Source organism: Cytophagia bacterium CHB2 (genome assembly GCA_030263535.1).
In the GTDB taxonomy this organism is placed as follows: domain Bacteria; phylum Zhuqueibacterota; class Zhuqueibacteria; order Zhuqueibacterales; family Zhuqueibacteraceae; genus Coneutiohabitans.
In genome coordinates, this window is the sequence record SZPB01000099.1 from 1 (window position 1) to 18,756 (window position 18,756).

The 18,756-nt window shown below is 50.7% G+C and carries 15 protein-coding genes; all 15 read left to right on the plus strand.

Going from position 1 to position 18,756, the window contains the following annotated elements:
* A partial coding sequence (locus FBQ85_11640; protein ID MDL1875805.1) for a formylglycine-generating enzyme family protein occupies positions 1-632 on the plus strand: 632 nt, incomplete at its 5' end.
* Positions 633-987: 355 nt separating this feature from the next.
* Entirely contained in the window at positions 988-2,238 is a 1,251-nt protein-coding gene (locus tag FBQ85_11645; protein MDL1875806.1) for an FHA domain-containing protein, read from the plus strand.
* A gap of 69 nt (positions 2,239-2,307) precedes the next feature.
* Positions 2,308-3,705, plus strand: coding sequence for a TIR domain-containing protein (locus tag FBQ85_11650; protein MDL1875807.1), 1,398 nt, complete (start codon positions 2,308-2,310; stop codon positions 3,703-3,705).
* Positions 3,706-3,714: 9 nt separating this feature from the next.
* A complete protein-coding gene (gene tssK, locus FBQ85_11655; GenBank protein ID MDL1875808.1) occupies positions 3,715-5,067 on the plus strand; it encodes a type VI secretion system baseplate subunit TssK in 1,353 nt (450 codons plus the stop codon).
* 122 nt (positions 5,068-5,189) lie between these two features.
* Entirely contained in the window at positions 5,190-5,606 is a 417-nt protein-coding gene (locus FBQ85_11660; GenBank protein MDL1875809.1) for a four helix bundle protein, read from the plus strand.
* Positions 5,607-5,640: 34 nt separating this feature from the next.
* On the plus strand, positions 5,641-6,327 hold the full coding sequence (locus FBQ85_11665; GenBank protein ID MDL1875810.1) for a DotU family type IV/VI secretion system protein: 687 nt from the start codon (positions 5,641-5,643) through the stop codon (positions 6,325-6,327).
* A 236-nt stretch (positions 6,328-6,563) separates the two neighbouring features.
* On the plus strand, positions 6,564-10,115 hold the full coding sequence (gene tssM / locus FBQ85_11670) for a type VI secretion system membrane subunit TssM (GenBank protein MDL1875811.1): 3,552 nt from the start codon (positions 6,564-6,566) through the stop codon (positions 10,113-10,115).
* Positions 10,116-10,230: 115 nt separating this feature from the next.
* On the plus strand, positions 10,231-11,205 hold the full coding sequence (gene tagF, locus FBQ85_11675; GenBank protein MDL1875812.1) for a type VI secretion system-associated protein TagF: 975 nt from the start codon (positions 10,231-10,233) through the stop codon (positions 11,203-11,205).
* A gap of 70 nt (positions 11,206-11,275) precedes the next feature.
* Complete coding sequence (locus FBQ85_11680; protein MDL1875813.1) at positions 11,276-11,533, plus strand: hypothetical protein; 258 nt, start codon at positions 11,276-11,278, stop codon at positions 11,531-11,533.
* A gap of 48 nt (positions 11,534-11,581) precedes the next feature.
* Positions 11,582-13,960, plus strand: a complete 2,379-nt coding sequence (locus FBQ85_11685; GenBank protein MDL1875814.1) for a hypothetical protein — start codon at positions 11,582-11,584, stop codon at positions 13,958-13,960.
* 111 nt (positions 13,961-14,071) lie between these two features.
* Positions 14,072-14,563: a type VI secretion system contractile sheath small subunit gene (gene tssB, locus FBQ85_11690; GenBank protein ID MDL1875815.1), complete on the plus strand. Its 492-nt coding sequence runs from the start codon at positions 14,072-14,074 to the stop codon at positions 14,561-14,563.
* Positions 14,564-14,687: 124 nt separating this feature from the next.
* Positions 14,688-16,151 carry a type VI secretion system contractile sheath large subunit gene (gene tssC, locus FBQ85_11695; protein MDL1875816.1) on the plus strand — a complete coding sequence of 488 codons (1,464 nt, stop codon included), beginning with the start codon at positions 14,688-14,690 and terminating at the stop codon, positions 16,149-16,151.
* 530 nt (positions 16,152-16,681) lie between these two features.
* Positions 16,682-17,158, plus strand: a complete 477-nt coding sequence (gene hcp / locus FBQ85_11700; protein MDL1875817.1) for a type VI secretion system tube protein Hcp — start codon at positions 16,682-16,684, stop codon at positions 17,156-17,158.
* 103 nt (positions 17,159-17,261) lie between these two features.
* The gene (gene tssE / locus FBQ85_11705) at positions 17,262-17,726 is read left to right on the plus strand and encodes a type VI secretion system baseplate subunit TssE (GenBank protein ID MDL1875818.1); all 465 of its coding nucleotides are present in this window, start codon (positions 17,262-17,264) and stop codon (positions 17,724-17,726) included.
* Positions 17,710-18,756 (plus strand): type VI secretion system baseplate subunit TssF (gene tssF / locus FBQ85_11710; GenBank protein MDL1875819.1); only part of this gene is annotated, 1,047 nt, incomplete at its 3' end. The genes tssE and tssF, both read left to right, overlap by 17 nt.

Genomic DNA, 18,756 nt, shown 5'->3' on the forward strand with positions numbered 1-18,756 from the left:
ATCTCGGACAGGAAGACGAACGCCCGGCGCATCGAGTCGAGGTAAATGGTTTTCGTATAAGCCAGCACGAAGTCACATTCGCGCAATACGATGCTTTTTGCGAAGCCACCGGCCGTCACAAACCCGGTGATAATGGTTGGGGCCGGGAGCGCCGGCCAGTGATCAATGTGTCATGGAATGATGCCATGGCGTTTTGCCAATGGCTTTCGCAGCGCACCGGCAAAGAAATTCGACTGCCGACGGAGGCAGAATGGGAATATGCTGCTCGCAGTCGCGGCAAAAAGATTGGTTGGTCGGGCGCAGATAGTCCGGGCGATTTGATTGAATACGCCTGGATTAATTCCAATAGCGACAATCGCACGCAACCGGTGGGGCAAAAGAAACCAAATGATCTTGGCCTGTTTGATATGAGCGGAAATGCCAGCGAATGGTGCCTTGATTTTTATGACAGAAAGTACTACAGCAAGAGCGCGAAAAAAAATCCGCAAGGCCCGGCGCAAGGCAGCCAACGCGTGTTGCGCGGCGGCTGCAGTCGCAGCGATCCTTACGATTCACGCAGCACGAGCCGGGGCCCGCGCAGCGGCAATCGCGCCGACTTGTTGATCGGTTTTCGCCTGGTTATCAGTGATTAGGATCGACGATTAAATAACTTTCCCAATCTCCAACCGCGAATAGACGCGAATCATCGCGAATTAAAAAGCATTAGCGACCATTTGCGTTGATTAACGGCTTAAAGAAAATGACTAAGTTATTTAAATGGCAATCCTTAGTTTTCCCTTGACATTATGCCGGACGCAGGATATTTTCATCTATGCTTAAACCATGCGAATCATTCTCATGAAGCATGTGTTCGCTCGCATGGCGCTCCTGAAAAATTTGGCATTCTGACCATAAAATTTTATGTGAAAAGGCCTTACTCTTTGGGGTCTCTTGCCATAATTAGAGGCAGTATCATTTCCGGCGCTGACGGAAGGGAGCTTACAAACCATGCCGGTGAAACTCAAGCTCAGCCAGGAGAGCCAATCCGGGAGCGGGCAAGAATACCCGTTTTATAAAGACTGCATCACGATCGGACGTGAAAACACGTGCGACCTGCATTTGCCCGATCCTCACACCCGACTCGTTTCCCGCCAGCACGCCCAAATTGAACGCAAAGGCGAAGGGTATCAACTCATCGATCTTGGCAGCAGAAACGCCACATTTCTCAACGACGAAAAGCTCGAAGCGCACCGGCCCTATCCTCTCAAAAACGGCGATTTCATCAAAATTGGCGAATACCGTCTGCAGTGTTTTGTTTTACTCACGGAACCCGCCGCCGCGCCGCCGGCGACGTTGAATCCCTTCTTGCCGGAAGTTCAGGAATTGAACACAGCCTTGATGCACATGGGCAAGAAATTCCTCACAGCCGAGGAAAGCCAGCGGCACGAATGGCTGCGGCAAGCGCTGGCCACACCCTTGCGCGAGTTGGCAGACAGTGATCTCGGCGAGGTTTTCAAACAAGCGCTGCAATTTTCTCCAGAGCAGAACAATGGCGGGCTGGCAACGCAACTGGCGGAAACGGCGGAGAAGTTGCGACAGGCGCAAGCCGCACTAGAAAATTTGCAGGCCAGTCATCAAGCTTTGCGGGCGGAGTACGATCGTCTCAACGCTTTGCAAAAAACTGTCAGCGCCATGCCGCCGGCTGCTATCCCGGTAATTTCGGCTGAACCGATGAATGCGCGCACGCAGCGGGTGTTCGAAATGCTGCTCGAACTGGCGGTGGACTTCATCAAGCAGCCGCCATTTTTTCGCGGTGAAGTTTTCAAAGAGACCGTGAGTCAGTCTTCTTTTTTCTCCTCGGCCGAGGCCATTAAAAAACGGCTGTTGCGTCCGGATATTTCCGATGAAGATTTTGCCAAACGCCTGACTGATTTTCAAATGATTTTGCGAGCCGACATCACACATCAGGTGGCGGTGTTTAATGGCTATCGCGTTGCCGTGCGCGAAGGCACGCGCCGGTTGCTGGTGAATCTTGATGCCGAGGCTATCAAAAAAGAGTTTGCGGCAAAAACCCTCAATCTCGGTCTGCTCAAGATTCCCTGGCAGCTCTTCCCGCTCATTTTCGAATGGAAGCTTTTGCAAGCCTATCGCCACGAATCACGCCGCCTTTTGCAGGAAGATCAGAGTTATTTGGAGGAAAAGATTTTCGGGGCGGCATTTAAAAAAGGATATGATGAGCGGATGGAGGCGGGGAAGTGATTTTTGTCAAGCCAAAGTGACTAAAGAAGTCACTCAGATATCTCAAACTTTGTGGTGGGATGACGAACAATGGCATATGATGTTTTTATTTCTTATTCGACTGATGATAAAAGGATCGCAGAGATCGTTTGTGTTCAATTAGAGAGCCGGGGTATCAGTTGTTGGATGGCAACACGGGATATACTACCCGGAACGGAATGGGGAGAGTCTATAATTAATGCTATTGCAAATTGCAGATTGCTATTATTGATTTTTTCATCAACAGCAGATACTTCAAAACAAGTATTAAGAGAGGTGGAGCAAGCTACAAGAAACGACAAAATTATTATTCCGTTCAGGATAGAAAATCATGAGCCGACCAAATCAATGCGGTTTTTTCTCAGCGCAACGCAGTGGCTTGACGCTTTTACGCATTCTTTAGAACCGCATATCGAAAGGCTGGTTACGATAATACAATCTCTCAAAAACAAGCTTGATGGGTCCGATCTTCAAAAACAAAAGCCATTAGATAATGTGTCGATCATATTGCATGAACCGCAACAATTAAACGATTCAACCACAGACGCAGAATTAGTGAATTTAGGAATACAAATTTGCCGAGAAGTGTCAAAAGAGCTTCAACAAAATGTGGACGATGAAGAAGTTGGTAAGACTATTTCCAAATCCGAGAGCAGGCCCGGAGACGTTGTTAAAGTCATTGATATACTATGTAATAGGATCGCTCGCAGATTAATCAAAGCATGGGGCGAAAGGCATAATTGTGAAATCATGCTTACTGGGGAGGATTTACCAAGCATGAAAGATCCTTCGTTTCAACCGAAAATCGTCTGTTGCCTAGATAGTCTTGATGGAACTCAACACTGGCTTCGTGGAAGGAACTTGTATGGCACCGCCTTGTCTTTTTTTAGGAAAGATCAAGACGTCGTGAGTAGTTATAAGTTAAGAGCTAGCGTCGTAATGGACGCCAATGGCAGGATTTTTTTTGCAGATGAGGATTCAGGAAAGGCATTTGAATGTGGCAAATCAACGCCTTTGCAGGTTACGAGTGATTATAGCGTAGCATTGTTAGACGAGGCCCATGTATGTACGGTGGCTCGACGGCCCAATCAGTACAGAGTTTTAGCAATGCATTTAGTTAATGGTTCGCCATTTCAAGGACTTTATACATTTGGTGGAAATCCCATCTTAGCCGCATTAGCTTTGGGAAAATACGATGCGGTATTTCAAGCCGATGCTTCCTTTACAGGCGATATTCAACCACTATGGGATTGGTTACCCGGAGGTCACATTGCGTATCGAGCAAACTGCCATATTTTTCAGTTGGACGGTTCAGATTTTGACGTTTTGGGTACAGCGGAGAATTGTATAAATAACGGCGAATGTAATTGCCCATATGTCGCCGCGCTGAATTATGAACTTGGGTTGGCTATTGTTGAGTGGTTAAAAAATACTCAAATTTCTATTTAGGAAATTAGAATGACACGCCAAAACCGCGTCGTTTGGTTCGAGGGCATGACGCTCGATCCCCATCATTTTCAGCAGGCCGACCGCTTTCACCTGGCCGCGCTGAATTTCCGGCTGCGTACGCGCCTGCGCTATGATTGGGGCTTTGCCGATTTGCAGATTAACAAAGAGGATTTGGCCAACGGCCAGTTCAGTCTGTTGAGCGCCAAAGGCGTCACGCCTGACGGCTTGGCGTTTGACATGCCGGGCGAAGATCGCCTGCCCAAACCGCGCAGTTTGGCCGAGCTTTTTCCGGCCACCGCCGAGAAGCTCGAGGTTTTTCTCGCCATTCACGCGGAGCGGCCCGGCGGCCATAATTTTCAAATCGAAGCGGCGCAAAACCAACCCGATACCCGCTTCGCGCTGGAGAATATCGAACTGGCGGATGACGCCATGAAAGCCAATGCCAAAGCCATCGGCGTTGCGGCTGCCAATTTTCAATTAAAAGTTGCGGGCGAGCCGCTCGATGAATACAGTTGGCTTAAAGTGGCGGAAGTCAAACGCACGCCCAAAGGTTTCGTCGCCGGTGAAAACTATATTCCGCCATGCCTTGCGATTGGCGCTTCGGAAAATTTGATGACGCTCACACGCGAGTTGCTGGGCGATTTGGTGAGTCGCGCCGCCGAGCAGCGGTCGCAATTGCCCTTCGGCAGCGCGGAATACAATGCGAACGCTTTCACGAGCCTTTGGCTGTCGAATATTCTCAATGGCGCGATTCCGATACTCAGCCATCATTATCAAATGGCAAAATGCTCGCCGGAAGAACTCTATTTGCAATTGCTGTCGCTGGCCGGCCAAATCATGACGTATCCCACCGGTTTTGATATCCGGCCTTCGGATTTTGCGCGCTACGATCACAATCATCTCGCGAATTGTTTCAACACGCTGGTTTTCCAAATTCGCGAGCAGCTTGATAAAATCGTGCCTTCGGTCAATTATGAAAGCGTCAAATTGGAAAAGAGCGGCGAAAATTTGTGGTATGGCTCCGGGATCAGTGAGCAACTTTTGCAAACGGCGCAGTTTTATCTGATCGCAAGCGGCGATACCGATGAGCGCAAATTGATCGACGAATTTCCGCGCAAACTCAAAATTGCGCCGCGCGAGACCATTCATGCGCTCGCCATGGCCGCGATTAACGGCCTCAAAGTCGCCTACACGCCGCGGCCGCCGGCCGGGCTGCCCGGCGGAACCGGCGTGCACCATTTTCATCTGGAAAAAACCGGCGACTTCTGGGAAGCCATCAGCCGCAGCCGCAGTATCGGCATTCTCGTACCGGCTGAATTTATGAAGCTGAAGCTGGAATTGATTGCATTGAGACCGGAGTGAGGCTGGTTGCTGGGTTCTGGTTGCTCGTTGCTGGTTACTCTTTACTGATCGGTCGTTTATTGACAAAAGTATGGGAATAAAACTCGAATTCCTTGGGTAGGAAATTTATGACAGGTAAAAAAATACAGAGCTATCGCGATTTGGAAATTTGGCAAATGGCGCGGGAACTAGTGGTCGTAATTCACAAGATGACATTAGAAAAATTGCCGACGTTTGAAATGTATGAGGAAGGGAGTCAAATACGACGATCATCGAAATCCATCTCAAGCAATATCGTCGAAGGTTTTGGTCGGAGCCGATACAAGAACGAATATATCAAGTTTTTGACGTATGCGCTGGCCTCTTGCGACGAAACTCGTGACCATCTCGAGATGATTTATGATACCGGCTCTTTTCAGGATCAATCGCTTTATCAAGAGTTGATCACATGCTATGATGTTTTGGGGCGAAAGATCAACAGTTTTCGCCAGACAGTAATTGCAAATTACCTGCCTCCGCAAGATCCCGCAGAACAAAGAACAAATAACGAAGACGAATAACCAGCAACAAGGAACCAGCAACGAGCAACAAGCCATGCCAACCAAATCCGATCATAACCAAAAACAGCGCCTGCCTGATTTGTGCGCCGAATGCTTGATGTTGGTTCTGCAATTGCGCGGCTCGAAAGAATTCGGCGAGGCGGCCACGTTGCGACAGCGCATTAAAGAATTGCTTGGCCGCTTCGAAAGTGAGGCCAAAAGCGCGGGCTATGAACAAAATTTTATTCGTGAAAAACTGACCTTTGCGCTGGTGGCGTTCCTGGATGAAACCATTTTAGGCTCGGAATGGAGCGGCAAAGAATCGTGGTTTGCTTATCCGTTGCAAATGGAATATTTCAACCGCTTCGACGCCGGCGATGAGTTTTTCAACCGCCTGCAAGAACTGCGGCAAAGCACAAGGCAAAACGCCGATGCGGTCGAGGTGTTCTACCTATGCCTTGCGCTCGGGTTCCGCGGCCGCTATCAATTCAATCCGGAAAAAGTGCAGCCCATCATCGAAGATGTGTATCATGATTTGCGCCGCATCACGGGCAAATCGGTGGAGCCGCTCTCGCCACACGGTAAGCCGCGCGATCAAATTCGGCAGGTTGCCAAAGAAACGGTGCCAACCTGGGTAATCGGCGTGGCCGCCGCGGCAGCTGGATTGATTTTTTACGTCATCATGTCCGTGATGATCTCGAATGAAGCCGGTAGCGTGGCGCGGCAGTTAATTGAAAAGTGAGGGGGTGAATTATGACAAAGGGATATCGTTTTGATAACTTGAACCCATCTGTTGGATCAGAGCATCACGCCTTTCGTACTCTAACTGACTGTGAGAAGTTTGTAAGATTACAAGGCGGGCTTAAAGGCGGCATGCGTATTTATGAAATTGAGGGTTCCCTCGTGAGAGACGAAGGAGGGCCGGACGGACTTGTTATCATAGTGAATCGTTATCGCAAGATTCAGTAAGGCAAAGTTATGAGTTGGTTCACCAAGATTTTGCGTCGCCGGCGGCTGATAGTCGCCCTGGGATTCATTTTGCTAATTTTGATGATTTGGATCGCTGGCGCAAAATTTTTGCTCGATTGGTCGCTAGCCGTGCGCGTGCTCGGCACCATCATTGTTGTGTTTCTCTGGCTTTTGCTTATCATGTACGAACGCATGCAGGAAATCCGCAGCGCCGGCATGCTGGAGCAATCGTTGCAGGCGCAGGCCGAGGCGCAAATGCGCGGCGTGCGGCCGGAAAAGCGCGCTGAAATCGAGCAATTTCAGAAGGAACTGGCCGCGGCAATTGAGTCGCTCAAGAAATCCAAAATCGGCCGCGGCCGCAGCGGCAAGGCTGCGCTTTATGCCCTGCCCTGGTACATGATGATCGGCCCGCCGGCTGCCGGCAAAACCACGGCTGTCAAAAACTCCGGCTTGGAATTTCCGTTTGGCGCGGATAAGGAATTTCGCGGCGTGGGCGGCACGCGCAATTGCGATTGGTTTTTCTCTAACTCCGCGATCTTGCTCGATACTGCCGGGCGCTTCGTCACCGAAGATGAAGATCGTGAAGAATGGCATGCCTTTCTCGACACGCTCAAAAAACACCGCCGGCGCAAGCCCATCAACGGCGTGATTGTCGGCATGAGTATCGCGGATTTGCTCAACGCCACGCCGGACGAGCTGGAGTGGCACGCGCAAACCATGCGCAAACGCATTGACGAGTTGATTCAGCGTCTCGGCATTCGTTTTCCGGTTTATCTCGTTTTTACCAAGTGCGACTTGCTTGACGGCTTTGTGGAATATTTTGAGGCGCTCAACCGCAGCGAACGCGAACAAATTTGGGGCTGCGCGTTTACGCCCGAACAAATGAAATCCCCCGACCTGCGGGCGGAATTCGAGAAAGAATTTCAACTCTTGATCGACACGCTTACCGACACGCGCATGGCGCGCTTGAGCAACCCGCTCAAACGCGAGCAGCGCCGTAAAGTTTTCATGTTCCCGCTGCAGCTTGCTGTTATCAAGGAAAAAATGGTGGCGTTTACCGGCAAGTTATTTCAGGCCAATCCTTATGAGGAAAACCCATTGTTTCGCGGCTTTTTCCTCACGAGCGGCACGCAGGAGGGTTTGCCGATTGATCGTGCCATCGAAACGATTTCGCGCAAATTCGGCCTGCCGCCGCTGCCGCCGGAACACTTCAACGTCGAAATTCGGCCTTATTTTATCAAAGATCTGTTCACCGACGTCATCATTCCTGATCAACATTTTTTGATCGAGCAAACCTCGCGCGCCGCGCAAACAAAACGTGTGGCGCGCTTGGCCATCGCGGCCGCGTCGATGCTGGCATTGTTGCTTTTTGGCTTTGGGGTGTATCGTGCTTACGATGACAGCCAGGCGCGTATGCACAATCTCCTAACCGGCACGAAGGAGGCGCGGCTGCTTGACCCGCGCGGCGATTGGAAAAGAAACTTCACCATTCTGGAACAATTGCGCAAACGCATTGACGAATATGACAAGGATGCGCTTTTCTTCAGTTTGGGCATGTCGCGCAGCGGCACCGTGTTGGAGGCAGCGCGCCGGCTTTATTTCAGCAAGATAAAAGATTTCGTGAGCCTTCATCTTTACAATGAATTGCAGACGCGGCTCGATGATTACCGCCCGGGCAGCCGCATTTCAAGCGAGCAGGGCATCAACTATCTTAAAGCATATTTGCTGATGGGCGACGAAATCAAGCGCTTGGATGAAAGCGAACACGAATTTTTGAAAACTGAGCTGATGGCGATTTTAGCTGAAAAGCTCGGCGGCTCGACTCAGCAGGCCGGAGTCGGCGCTTCTTTTGCAGACTCGCTGGCGAATAGTAGTTTGCAAGACTGGCAGGGTTTGTTGGGCGCTCACATGCAGTTTTTTGTGGGGAATCTTGGCAAAGAGGGCATGCCGGCGTTCAAGAACGATGCTCGCATCATCAAGGAAGCGCGCAATGCCCTGAATGTTCTGATTACGCCGCGCGAAGTTTACAACAACGACATCCGGCGCAAAGGTTTCAGCCGTTTGCCGGGATCATTTACGATTGCCACGGCATTGGGCGGCGAGCATACCGGTATTTTTAATGAAGGGCCGGCAGTGCCAAATTTGTTCACCCAAAATGGCTACAAAAAATTTGTTGAGGAAACGATCGAAAGTGTGAGCCGCGACCCCAGCCAGGAAGATTGGGTATTTGGTGAAGTCAAACGGAATTTATCCGAGGAAGTGCGCAACCCGGTCTTGCTCAAAGCCCGGTTGGAAGAGTATTATTTTCTCGAGTATCGCAAAAAATGGTGGGAGTTCTTGCACGGGGTGACATATGAAAAATTTTCGAATTTACAGGCTGCCTCCGAATGCCTGAAAACATTGGGTGATCCGGGCATCTCGCCGCTTAAGAGATTGTTGGATAAAACCAGCGACGAAGTCAATTTTGATCCGGGGATGAAAAACATGTTGGAGAAAGCTGGCCAACGGGTCGGGCTGAACATTTCGAGTCATCCGGTTGATCAAAGTTTCATTCAATTGTTTGCCTTCATGAGCGGCTCCGAAAACCAGTTGGCCAAAATTCTGAGCAAGTTCTCGGAGGCGGGCATCAAGTTGGATGAATTGTCGCGGGAGGCGAGCGGTGGCGCGGCCAAAAACTTCGCGGCGCAAGTCGTTGCCGGCGGCGGCGAATTGCCCGGCGCGCTGACAGAAATCCGGCGGTCGCCCGGCCAGCAAGACATTAATTTTCAGAAAGCGCTGGTCACGCTTTGCGAAGCTCCGGTGAGACTCGCTTGGGAGGCCGTGCGTGGCGCAGCAGCCGGTTACTTGAATTCACAGTGGCGGAATTTGGTGTATGACAAATATGCCAGTACATTGGAAAATACGTTTCCTTTCAAAAAAAGCGGGCCAGATGCCAATTTTGGTGAGATGGCGGCTTTTTTTGGTGCGGAGGGCGAGCTTTGGAAGTTTGCCAACAATGAATTGCAGCCGTTTTTTCGATCGGGTAATTTGGGGCAACCGTTGGATTGGGCCGGCGGTTATGGCTTGGGGTTATCCGCTGAGGCACAAAAAGCCTTTCGGGACGCGAAGGCGATCCGAGATGCGCTGGTAGCAGGTGGCAACCTTCGCATTGAATTCGATGTACAGATCTTGCGCCCGACCCAACACAACGAAATCGATGAAGCGCGTTTGAGCGTTGGAGGCCAGGAGATCATTTACAAAGTCAAACAAAGGCCGCCCTCCGATAAAACCAAATTTGAATGGCCGGGAGCGGCAGGCAGCGGCGCAAAACTCGAGCTTTGGAATACCAAGGGCTTTCTGCCCGATGTGTTGTTGGCCAGGGAATCTGTAGATGGGCAGTGGGGATGGTTCAAGATGTTGGAGAGATGGAGGCCCGGCAGCAGCGGCAGATGTTCGTTTAGAGTGAAAGGAACGGATCGAAACAAAGAGTACCAAATCGAGTGTATCATCACGAGCCGCGGTAAAGGCAATCCCTTCACGTCCGGCTTTTTTGATTTTCGTTGCCCGCAACAGTTGTTTTAAGCTTGTTGCTTGTTGCTGGTGTCTGACATTGAATTCCAGCAATAAGCCACCAGCAACAAGCCGCCAGGAACCAGCAACCAGCAACGAACAACCAGCATCAAAGCAGGCACAGGAAATGGCATCCTCAGGCTTTTCGGCGAGTTGTTTTGGCAAGCTGCCCGGCTTCGGTGATTTTGTGCGGCACAACGCCGGCAGCCGCGAAATGCTCGCGTTCGATCAATGGCTGCAGCAAGGCATGCTGGCTGCCAAAGCCCAGCTTCGTCAGAGCTGGGAAGCCAACTACGATGCGGCGCCGATTCAGCATTTTTTGTTTTGCCCGACAAATACGGAACATTTTCTTGCGGGGCTGCTGCAACCAAGTCACGATAAAAGCGATCGGCGATATCCCTTTTGGGTGTCTTGGTTGATTGATCGATCATATTATAATGAAAATCTAGCAGCATACACGCCGGTAATCCTGGCGTCGCGCTTGTCAAGCGCCCGGCAACTGATGCAAAATGCGCGCACTGAACTGAATACAAATAATCTCATCGGCATGGTTTCCAATCTGAGTTTTCCGGGAACTCAGGACTCCGAGCGTGAGGTTGAGCTTTACAACAAGTACTTGGGCGCTACAGCGTGTGCAAACTATTGGCAAAGCCTTTTTGATGATTTTAACGACTTAAGAAAATACTTGTTATGCAAAAATCTTTGTGAGATTCTGCTGCCTTTTCGTCAAGCTGGCCTCGATGAACTGAAGCTGGGTTTGCGTTTTCCCCTCAGCGCGGATGCGGAGTCGGCGGCTTACGGTGTGAGCTTTTGGATTCAGATGAGCCTGGAGTTGGCGAGAAGCTCCAGCTTCACGCCGATTTATTTTTGGAATCTGCCAGAACCGGGAAAAAAGGCATTCCTGTTTCTCTTTTTCCGGCCGCCTTCGGCGAAGAGTTTCGTGCAGCTTCTTCGTCCGGAAATTGCCAGCGACGGCATTTGCGAGCTGGATGAAGAAGGCAGGGATAAAATCATTCTTGCCGAACAAGTGCTGCCCTCACTTTATCGCGGCTTGCTGCAACGCCCGGCGTTGACGCTGAAAGAATTTTTGCAGCGGTTGTGAAGAAAGGCGTTCAGAGTGATGGCATTGAGTGTTGAATAAGGAATTTTCATCTCAAAATTTGGGAGGCTCTATGTCGGAAGTTGAATTGACAGAAGCACTAACCAGCGCAAATAGCCAACTGCAATCTTTGCAGGCTCGCGTCAGTGAATTGGAGAGAAAAACGAGCGCAAACGTGGTGCTGCCGTCTACGGATTTGTTAAGCGACAGGTTCTTAAAACGCGCATTTGCCGTTTTAGGCCATTATATCGTCGCCAGCTTGATCATTGCACTGCCTATTTATGCCTTACTTTTCATCATTTTCCTGATCGTAGGCGTCAGCTTTCAATGAGTTTTAACGATATTTGCCTAATGGCGACTTTAGTTTTATGAAAAACGCATGAGTCAATCTAACAACGCACAAATCCCCGCGAGTATTGCCGCATTGCTCGAGCCGATTTCCCGATCTGCGCCCACAGGCGTGGAAAGCCTCGACACGGTGGAGGCCTACGTCAAGCTGGAGGGTGAAATCAGCAAGCCTTCGCCGAAGTATGCCGATTGCATTGCGTGGGCAACAGAAGTATTGCAAAAGCACAGCAAGAATACGCGCGTGGCGGCGTTGCTCGCGCTGGCGTGGTATCGCACGGAAAAACTTTCCGGCTTAAAAAACGGGCTGTTGCTGATGGCGGGTTTGTTCGAGCGCTTTGGAGATAAGCTCCACCCCGCGAATTCTGCAGTGCGCAGCAAAGACGTGAAATTCTTGAGCAATGACAAGATCACAAAGTTTCTTTTAAAAGAAAACATTTCAAGCGAAAACGCGCCGGAGGTGATTGCGGCGCAGACGGCTTTGCACAAGCTTGTCACGCTTTGCCGGCAACAATTTCCACAGAATGGGCCCGACCTGAGCGTGTTGAACCAGATCATCGAAGATCACGTAAAAATCGCCGGTGCAATAACACCGGATAGTAGTCATCAGCCGGCAGCCGGTAGTGGTCAATCACCAAACCAACAAGCCAACAGTAATGAACAACCAGCAACCAGCAACCAGGATCAAGCAACCGGCGGCTCTGCCAAGGCAGAAGCGCAACCGACAATCAACCTTCCACAACCCGAGCTTGAAATTCCCGACGCGGTGAAGGCGTTGCTGAAACCAATCTCGGCGGCTGCCCCCGCCGGTAAAGCGCTGGCACACACGAACGACGAAGACTATTTGAAACTCCAGCGGGAGATCAAACAAACCAAACCCAAATATGAGGTTTGCATCGATTTGGCTACGGATTTGCTGAAGAAAAAAACGAAAGACGCGGAAATCATCTGCTGGTTGGCCTTTGCCTGGTATCGCAAAGAGGGTATTGCCGGACTCAAGAACGGCCTACTGCTGCTCTTGAAAGCTTTGCAGCAATTCTCTGGCGCGCTTTATCCGAGCGACACGGCTGTGCGCGGCAAGGCCTTCAATTTTTTGAATCTAAAAAAAGTTGGCGCGATGCTGAAAAACGAGAACCTCGCAAAGGCAAACGCCGAAACGGTTCTTGTGCTTCAGCGAATTTTGGAAGAGCTGGCCGGCGAGTTTGAGCGGCAATTTGAAGAAAAGAATCGCCCCTCGCTGAAAGATATTGCGCCAATGATCGAGACGCATGCTGAAGCTGCAAAGGAATTGCTTAACCCGGCAACGCCTCCGCCGGTCAGCGCATCTCCAGTGAGTGCATCGTTTGCAGCAACTGCAGCGGCCTCCATGATGAAATCAAGCTCAGGCAGTGTGGCCTCTGCCGGCGCCAGCAGTATTATTGCTTCAAGGGACGGTGCATTGCGCAGCATTGTGCAGGCGTTGCTGTATTTCTTCGAAGAGGAAAAAGACGGGCAGAAAATCCGCAAAGTCTGCGAAGAGGTTTCGATCTACGGCCTTTCGCGGCAATTGCGCTGGGGCGCGCTCGGCATGCCGGAGATCAAAGAAAAAGACGGCCTCAAGCAAGCCGTTGCCTTCGAAGGGCCGAATGCGGCGAAGCGAGAGGCGCTGCGGACCTGGTTCCAAAACAGTGAATGGGACAAGCTCATCCCCGACATTGAGATTAAATTTATCACGGATTCGGAGGAAGGCTTTCGATATTGGCTTGACGGCCAGCGTTATGTCGTGCTGGCCTTGGAACAAAAGGGCGAGAAAACCAAAAAGGCGGCGCAGGAAATCAAATTTCAGCTTGCACGCCTGATGCACCGGCTGCCCGACCTGCCGAAATTGGTTTTCAAAGGAAAATCTGCCACGCCTTTTGCCGATACGGAAACGCTCAAATGGCTGGAAGACGAGGTGAAAGGCATAATCGGCGTGGGCAGAGCAGCGGACAAGATTTTGCCGCCGATCATGGGCGAAGATTATGAGCCGATCAGCAAGGCCTATGCAGCGGCTTGCGCCGAGTTGCCGGAGAATTTCGAGAAGAACGTGGAGTCTATGCAGAAGAGTATGGCGAGCGAAGAGCGGCGCAAAGGCCGGTTCCTGCGCAGCCTGAATCTCGCTAATTTTTGCTATGCCGCCAAGAAGCCGGAGCTGGCCAAGGCCATGCTGCTCGATTTGATCAAAAGGATCGAGGAATATCAACTTGCCGAGTGGGAGCCGGCGTTGTGTGTTGCGGTCTGGCAATCAACCTACTTGACGAATCTCAAGTTGTTACAGTCCGAAAATCACGAGGCGCAAAAGCCCGTTTTGCAGCAACAGCAAACCGAGTTATTTGCGAAGATCAGCAAGCACGATGTTTTACGGGCGCTCGATCTCGCCAATCGCCAATCTTAGGGGGGTGGAATGGAATAAACCAAAGTGACAAATCGATGTCTCTCAACACTGAAAGAGCATGGAGTAAAAGCGTTATTTTACTCCACCCCCTTAACCCAAGGAGAATAGATCATGGCAAAATTACCCACCCCAAAAATCGCCCAGCGCGTCAAAGTATCGATCCTGCCGAGCAGTGACGCCAAAGAGAATGTCGAGCTGGATTATCGCATGATGATTGTCGGGGATTTTAGCAAAAAGGAGCCCGGCGCACAAGGCGAGCTGAAAGACCGCACTGTGTACGAGATCAAAAGCAAAGGCGATTTCAAGGCCGTATTGGAAAATATCAATCCGAAGTTGACGCTGAATGTGCCGAACCACATCTCCGGTGAAAAAGACGCCAAAGTTTTCGTCAACATTGATGTCAAAGATATGAAGGATTTTCATCCGGACGAGATTTGCAAGAAAGTAGAGCCGCTGCAGGAGTTGATGGAGGCGCGTGAGCGTCTCAAAAAACTAAAATATATGGTGATGAATCCCGATGTGCGCAAAGCGCTGGAAGGCGTTTTGAAAGAAGGCGGCGACAGCGTGGGCAACCTGATGTCGAAGCTGGAAGCGAAATCATAGTTTGTCTTACACCTTACACTTTAAACGTTACACGTTTTAGGTGAAAGGTGTAAAGTGTAAGGCGACAAGAAAACTCAATATCCCTTCGCAAAAATCTATTGACATCATAACCGGAGCAGCAAATATGAACGACCCCAAAACAACCCAGGCCACTGAGGTGGCGACCAGCACAGTTGACAAGCTGGTGGGGATGTTGGACACCGAGGATCAGAAAAACGCTGTGGAAGAATTCATCAAGCAGATTGGCGATAAATATGCCGTGGAGCGCATCAACAGCGCGTTGGTTGATTCCTACATTGAAAGCATCGACAAAGTGATCAGCGCCCAGATGGATGAAATCCTCCACAACGAAGATTTTCAGGCGCTGGAATCCACCTGGCGGGGGTTGCACTTTTTAGTGCAGCAAACCGAATTCAGTAAACCGGTCAAATTCGAGATTCTCGACGCGCCGAAGCAGGAGTTGTATGATGATTTGGAAAACGCTTCACGCGGCGACGGCTACGAAAAGGAATCGGCTTTATATCATCACATTTACTGGAACGCCTACGATTTGGTCGGCGGCCATCCCTATACCGCAATCATCGCTGACTATAAATTCGATAAAGGCGCGCAGGATATCGGCCTGTTGCAGCATTTGTCGATTTTGGGTGAAACCGCGCAACTGCCGTTCATTGCGAATGCGAGTGCAAACTTTTTCGGCCAGAAAGACATGGGCAGTGTGATGAATGATCGCAATTTGGTCGAAAAAATAAGCGGTGATCCGGAGTATACCAAGTGGCGCTCGTTCCGTGATGATGATCGCTCGAAATATGTCGGGCTTTGCCTGCCCAGCTTTCTGGGCCGCCTGCCGTATGGCCCGGAAAACGATCCCACGAAGAATTTCAATTACACTGAGGGCGTGTTTCGCGACGGTCAGGATCATAGTTTATGGTGCAGCGCCTCGTTCGCGCTGGCCAGCAACATGGTGCGCAGTTTTGAGAGATGGGGATGGAGCGTAAAGATCGTGGGCGTCGATTCCGGCGGCCGCGTGGAAAATCTCCCGACGCCGACGTATGAAATCGGCGGCCAGAAAAAAGTCAAGGTACCGGTGGAGGCCTCAGTCGGGCAGGCGAAAGATGCGGAACTCTGCGAGCTTGGCTTCATTCCGCTGGCGCATTGGGATCGCACGGATTATGCCTGCTTTTTTGAAGTGCCCTCGGCGCAACGTGCGTGGGTGGACAAGAAGGATCCCGAAGGCACCGCCAATCGCGCCGTTGGTGCGCGCTTGCAATATACCATGTTGGTGACGCGCATCGCGCATTATCTCAAATATCGGCAACTGCGTTTTGTGGGCAAGAATGCCGGCGCCGGTGACATTGAAAAGACTTTGAAAACCTGGCTGGATACGCTGGTGGCGGATTTTCCGAATCCGCAGGAAAAAGTCATTGCGGAACGGCCGCTGCGTTCCTATTCGCTGGAAGTGGCGGAATTGCCAGAAAAACCGGGTTTTTTCCAGGTGACGGCAGAGTTCCGGCCGCACGTGGCAATCACTGGTATGGACATCAACCTGAGGTTGGTGGCATATCATTCCGGCGAGGAGGGAAAGTGATATTGCCGAAATGGCTGGAAGAGCCGGCTTCAGAGCGTATCTGAAAAGTCTGCTACTGACCGGTCGGTATGTTCCAGTGAATGCTCTAGCCGTTTGATTTTTTGAATAAATTATCGTCAACCGACCGGTCAGCTTTCTTTAAGTTAGGACTATTCAAGTGGCCTCTCTGAGAAATTGGCGGCAAGGTGTAATGCGTGCTGCAAGAGAGTTAAATTTTGAACGTAACGCAGCGTTGCATATGTAACATGTCTGGCACAGTGTATCCTTTGGAGACACTATTGACGAAATTGTGCTGATTCATTCCAGAATCGAGCTTCTATCTCACGCAAAATCAAGCGTTGCAAAATTTGCCTGCCGCCTCCAAGACGGCATCACTGTTGCACGGGCAATGTAACAATTGTTAAGAAAAGGAAAAATCACCGATAAATCGCCCGGCGTAAAGCCTCTCACGTTGCAGCTTAAACGCAATACATCCAACCTTCCGCAAGTCTTTTAAGTTTTATAAAACCAATTATCTCAAGGAGGCCGTTATGGCAGTCAAAGGTGAACTCTCGGTGTGGAATCATGAAAACACACAATTGGAGGGCCCGCGCGGGAATAAGAGCAGCTTGGTTTTCGAATATGAGCATGAAGTGTACATGCCGTTCGATCGCGAAGACAACAAGCTGCAAGGCACCCGGCGCATCGACGCTTTCAGCGTGACCAAGGAAATCGACAAGCTGACTCCCCAGCTTTACGAGATCGTGTGCAAAGGCCGCAATTGCAAGAAAGTGCAGATCAGCCTTTATCGCATTGCGAAGGATGGCGGCGATGAGGAGGAGTATTTTCGCTATATCCTCGAAGACGCCAAAATCATTTCCGTGCGCAATCACATGCCGATCACGAAATACGAACAAAACGAAAACATCGGCCATTTGGAAACAGTGCGCTTTCTGGCAAAATCATTTTCCTGGCAATATATCGAAGGCGGCGTCGAATACACCGAAGTTTCCGGGCTCTCGGCGTAATATGTGCCGGGAGAAACTTACATAGCTTGACGCTTTACACTTTACGCCTTGCACGCTGTGTAACGTGTAAGGTGTAAAGTGCAAGGCAAATGGCGCAACACACATGGAAAATCTCAGTCTGTATGATTTGCTCGTGGGCGGTTTTATGTTGCGGGGAGATGATCCATTGCAGGGCGGGCATGCATTGGAAGATATGCCGGAGGATGAGAAGCTCCGGTTGAGCATCGCAGAAAATCTGACGATGTTGCTGCAAACGCGGCGCGGCTCTGTGATGCACCTGCCTGATTTCGGCATTCCGGATATTTTGCAGGTCTATCAAGATGCCGGCTGCTCGCTGGACCCCGTGCGCACGCTGGTGCGAGAGACGATCTTGAAATACGAGCCGCGCATCAGCGAAGTTAAAGTGCAAAAAGAATTTTTCGATCCCAACAGCATGCGCATCTCCTTGCGCATTTTGGCGACCATCAAAGAAGCCAATCAACGCGAAATCCTGCTTACCGAATTTTCCACCACCGGTTGGGCCAAAGTCTTATTCGAACGAGACACCAAGCATGAGCCACGAGCCTGAGGACCGCATTCAGCGCTATTTCGAGCGGGAATACAATTATTTGCAGACAGCCGGCGAAGAGTTTGCAAAGAAACATGTGGACCTGGGTAGCAAGCTCAAGCTCACCGAGCGCCAACGGAAAGACCCGTTTGTCGAACGGTTGTTCGAAGGCTTTGCCTTTCTCGCCGGCCGAATTCATGAACGTCTAGACGACGAACTGCCAGAAATTACCGGCGGTTTGTTGGAACAACTGTTCCCACATTTCTTGCGGCCGTTCCCCTCATGCGCCATTTTGGAAGCCAAGCCCCGTTTAGGCGTCGTTACCAAACCGGTGATCATTGCGCGCGGCAGCGAGATTCAAACGCCGCCGGGCAAAGCCAGAATCAAATACAAAACGCCTGCCGGCACGCAAGAATTGTCGCGTGACATCGAAAAAGAAGAACCCGCGGAATTTATCTTTCGCACCACGCAGATACTCGTGGTCCGGCCCATGCGTTTGCGCGAGGTGCGCGTGGAAGAAGCGCCGGAAGCGGCCTCCGCGCTGATTCTGCAGTTTCAGCTCGACCGCAATGTAACCTATGACGCGCTTGATTTACAGCGCTTGCGCCTGTATTTGCACGGCGCTGATTCGCTGAAATACAATCTTTTGCTCTATCTCACGAAATATGCGAAAACATTGGCCGTGCGCGAACTTGCTAACCCGCAAGCCGCATTTCAAAAGATCGACAGCTTCCGCATAGGCATCCCGGAGTTATCGTGGGAAACTGAAGAAGAGTTGTCACTTCTACCGTATGCCCGTCAGATTTTTACGGGCTATCGCTTGTTGCAGGAATATTTCGCGTTTCCTCAGCGCTTTTTTTTCGTTGATATTGAAGGTTTGCAGCAATTCAAAGCCTCACGTAATGGCCACCCCTTTGAGGTGAAAATCGTCTTTGATCGCAAACTCGCGCGTGAGCGTTTTCCGGGCACGGAAAATATCCTGCTGAACTGTACGCCAGTGGTGAATCTGTTTGATCGCCCGACCGAAGAAGTCTCGGTGACGCAGCGCATG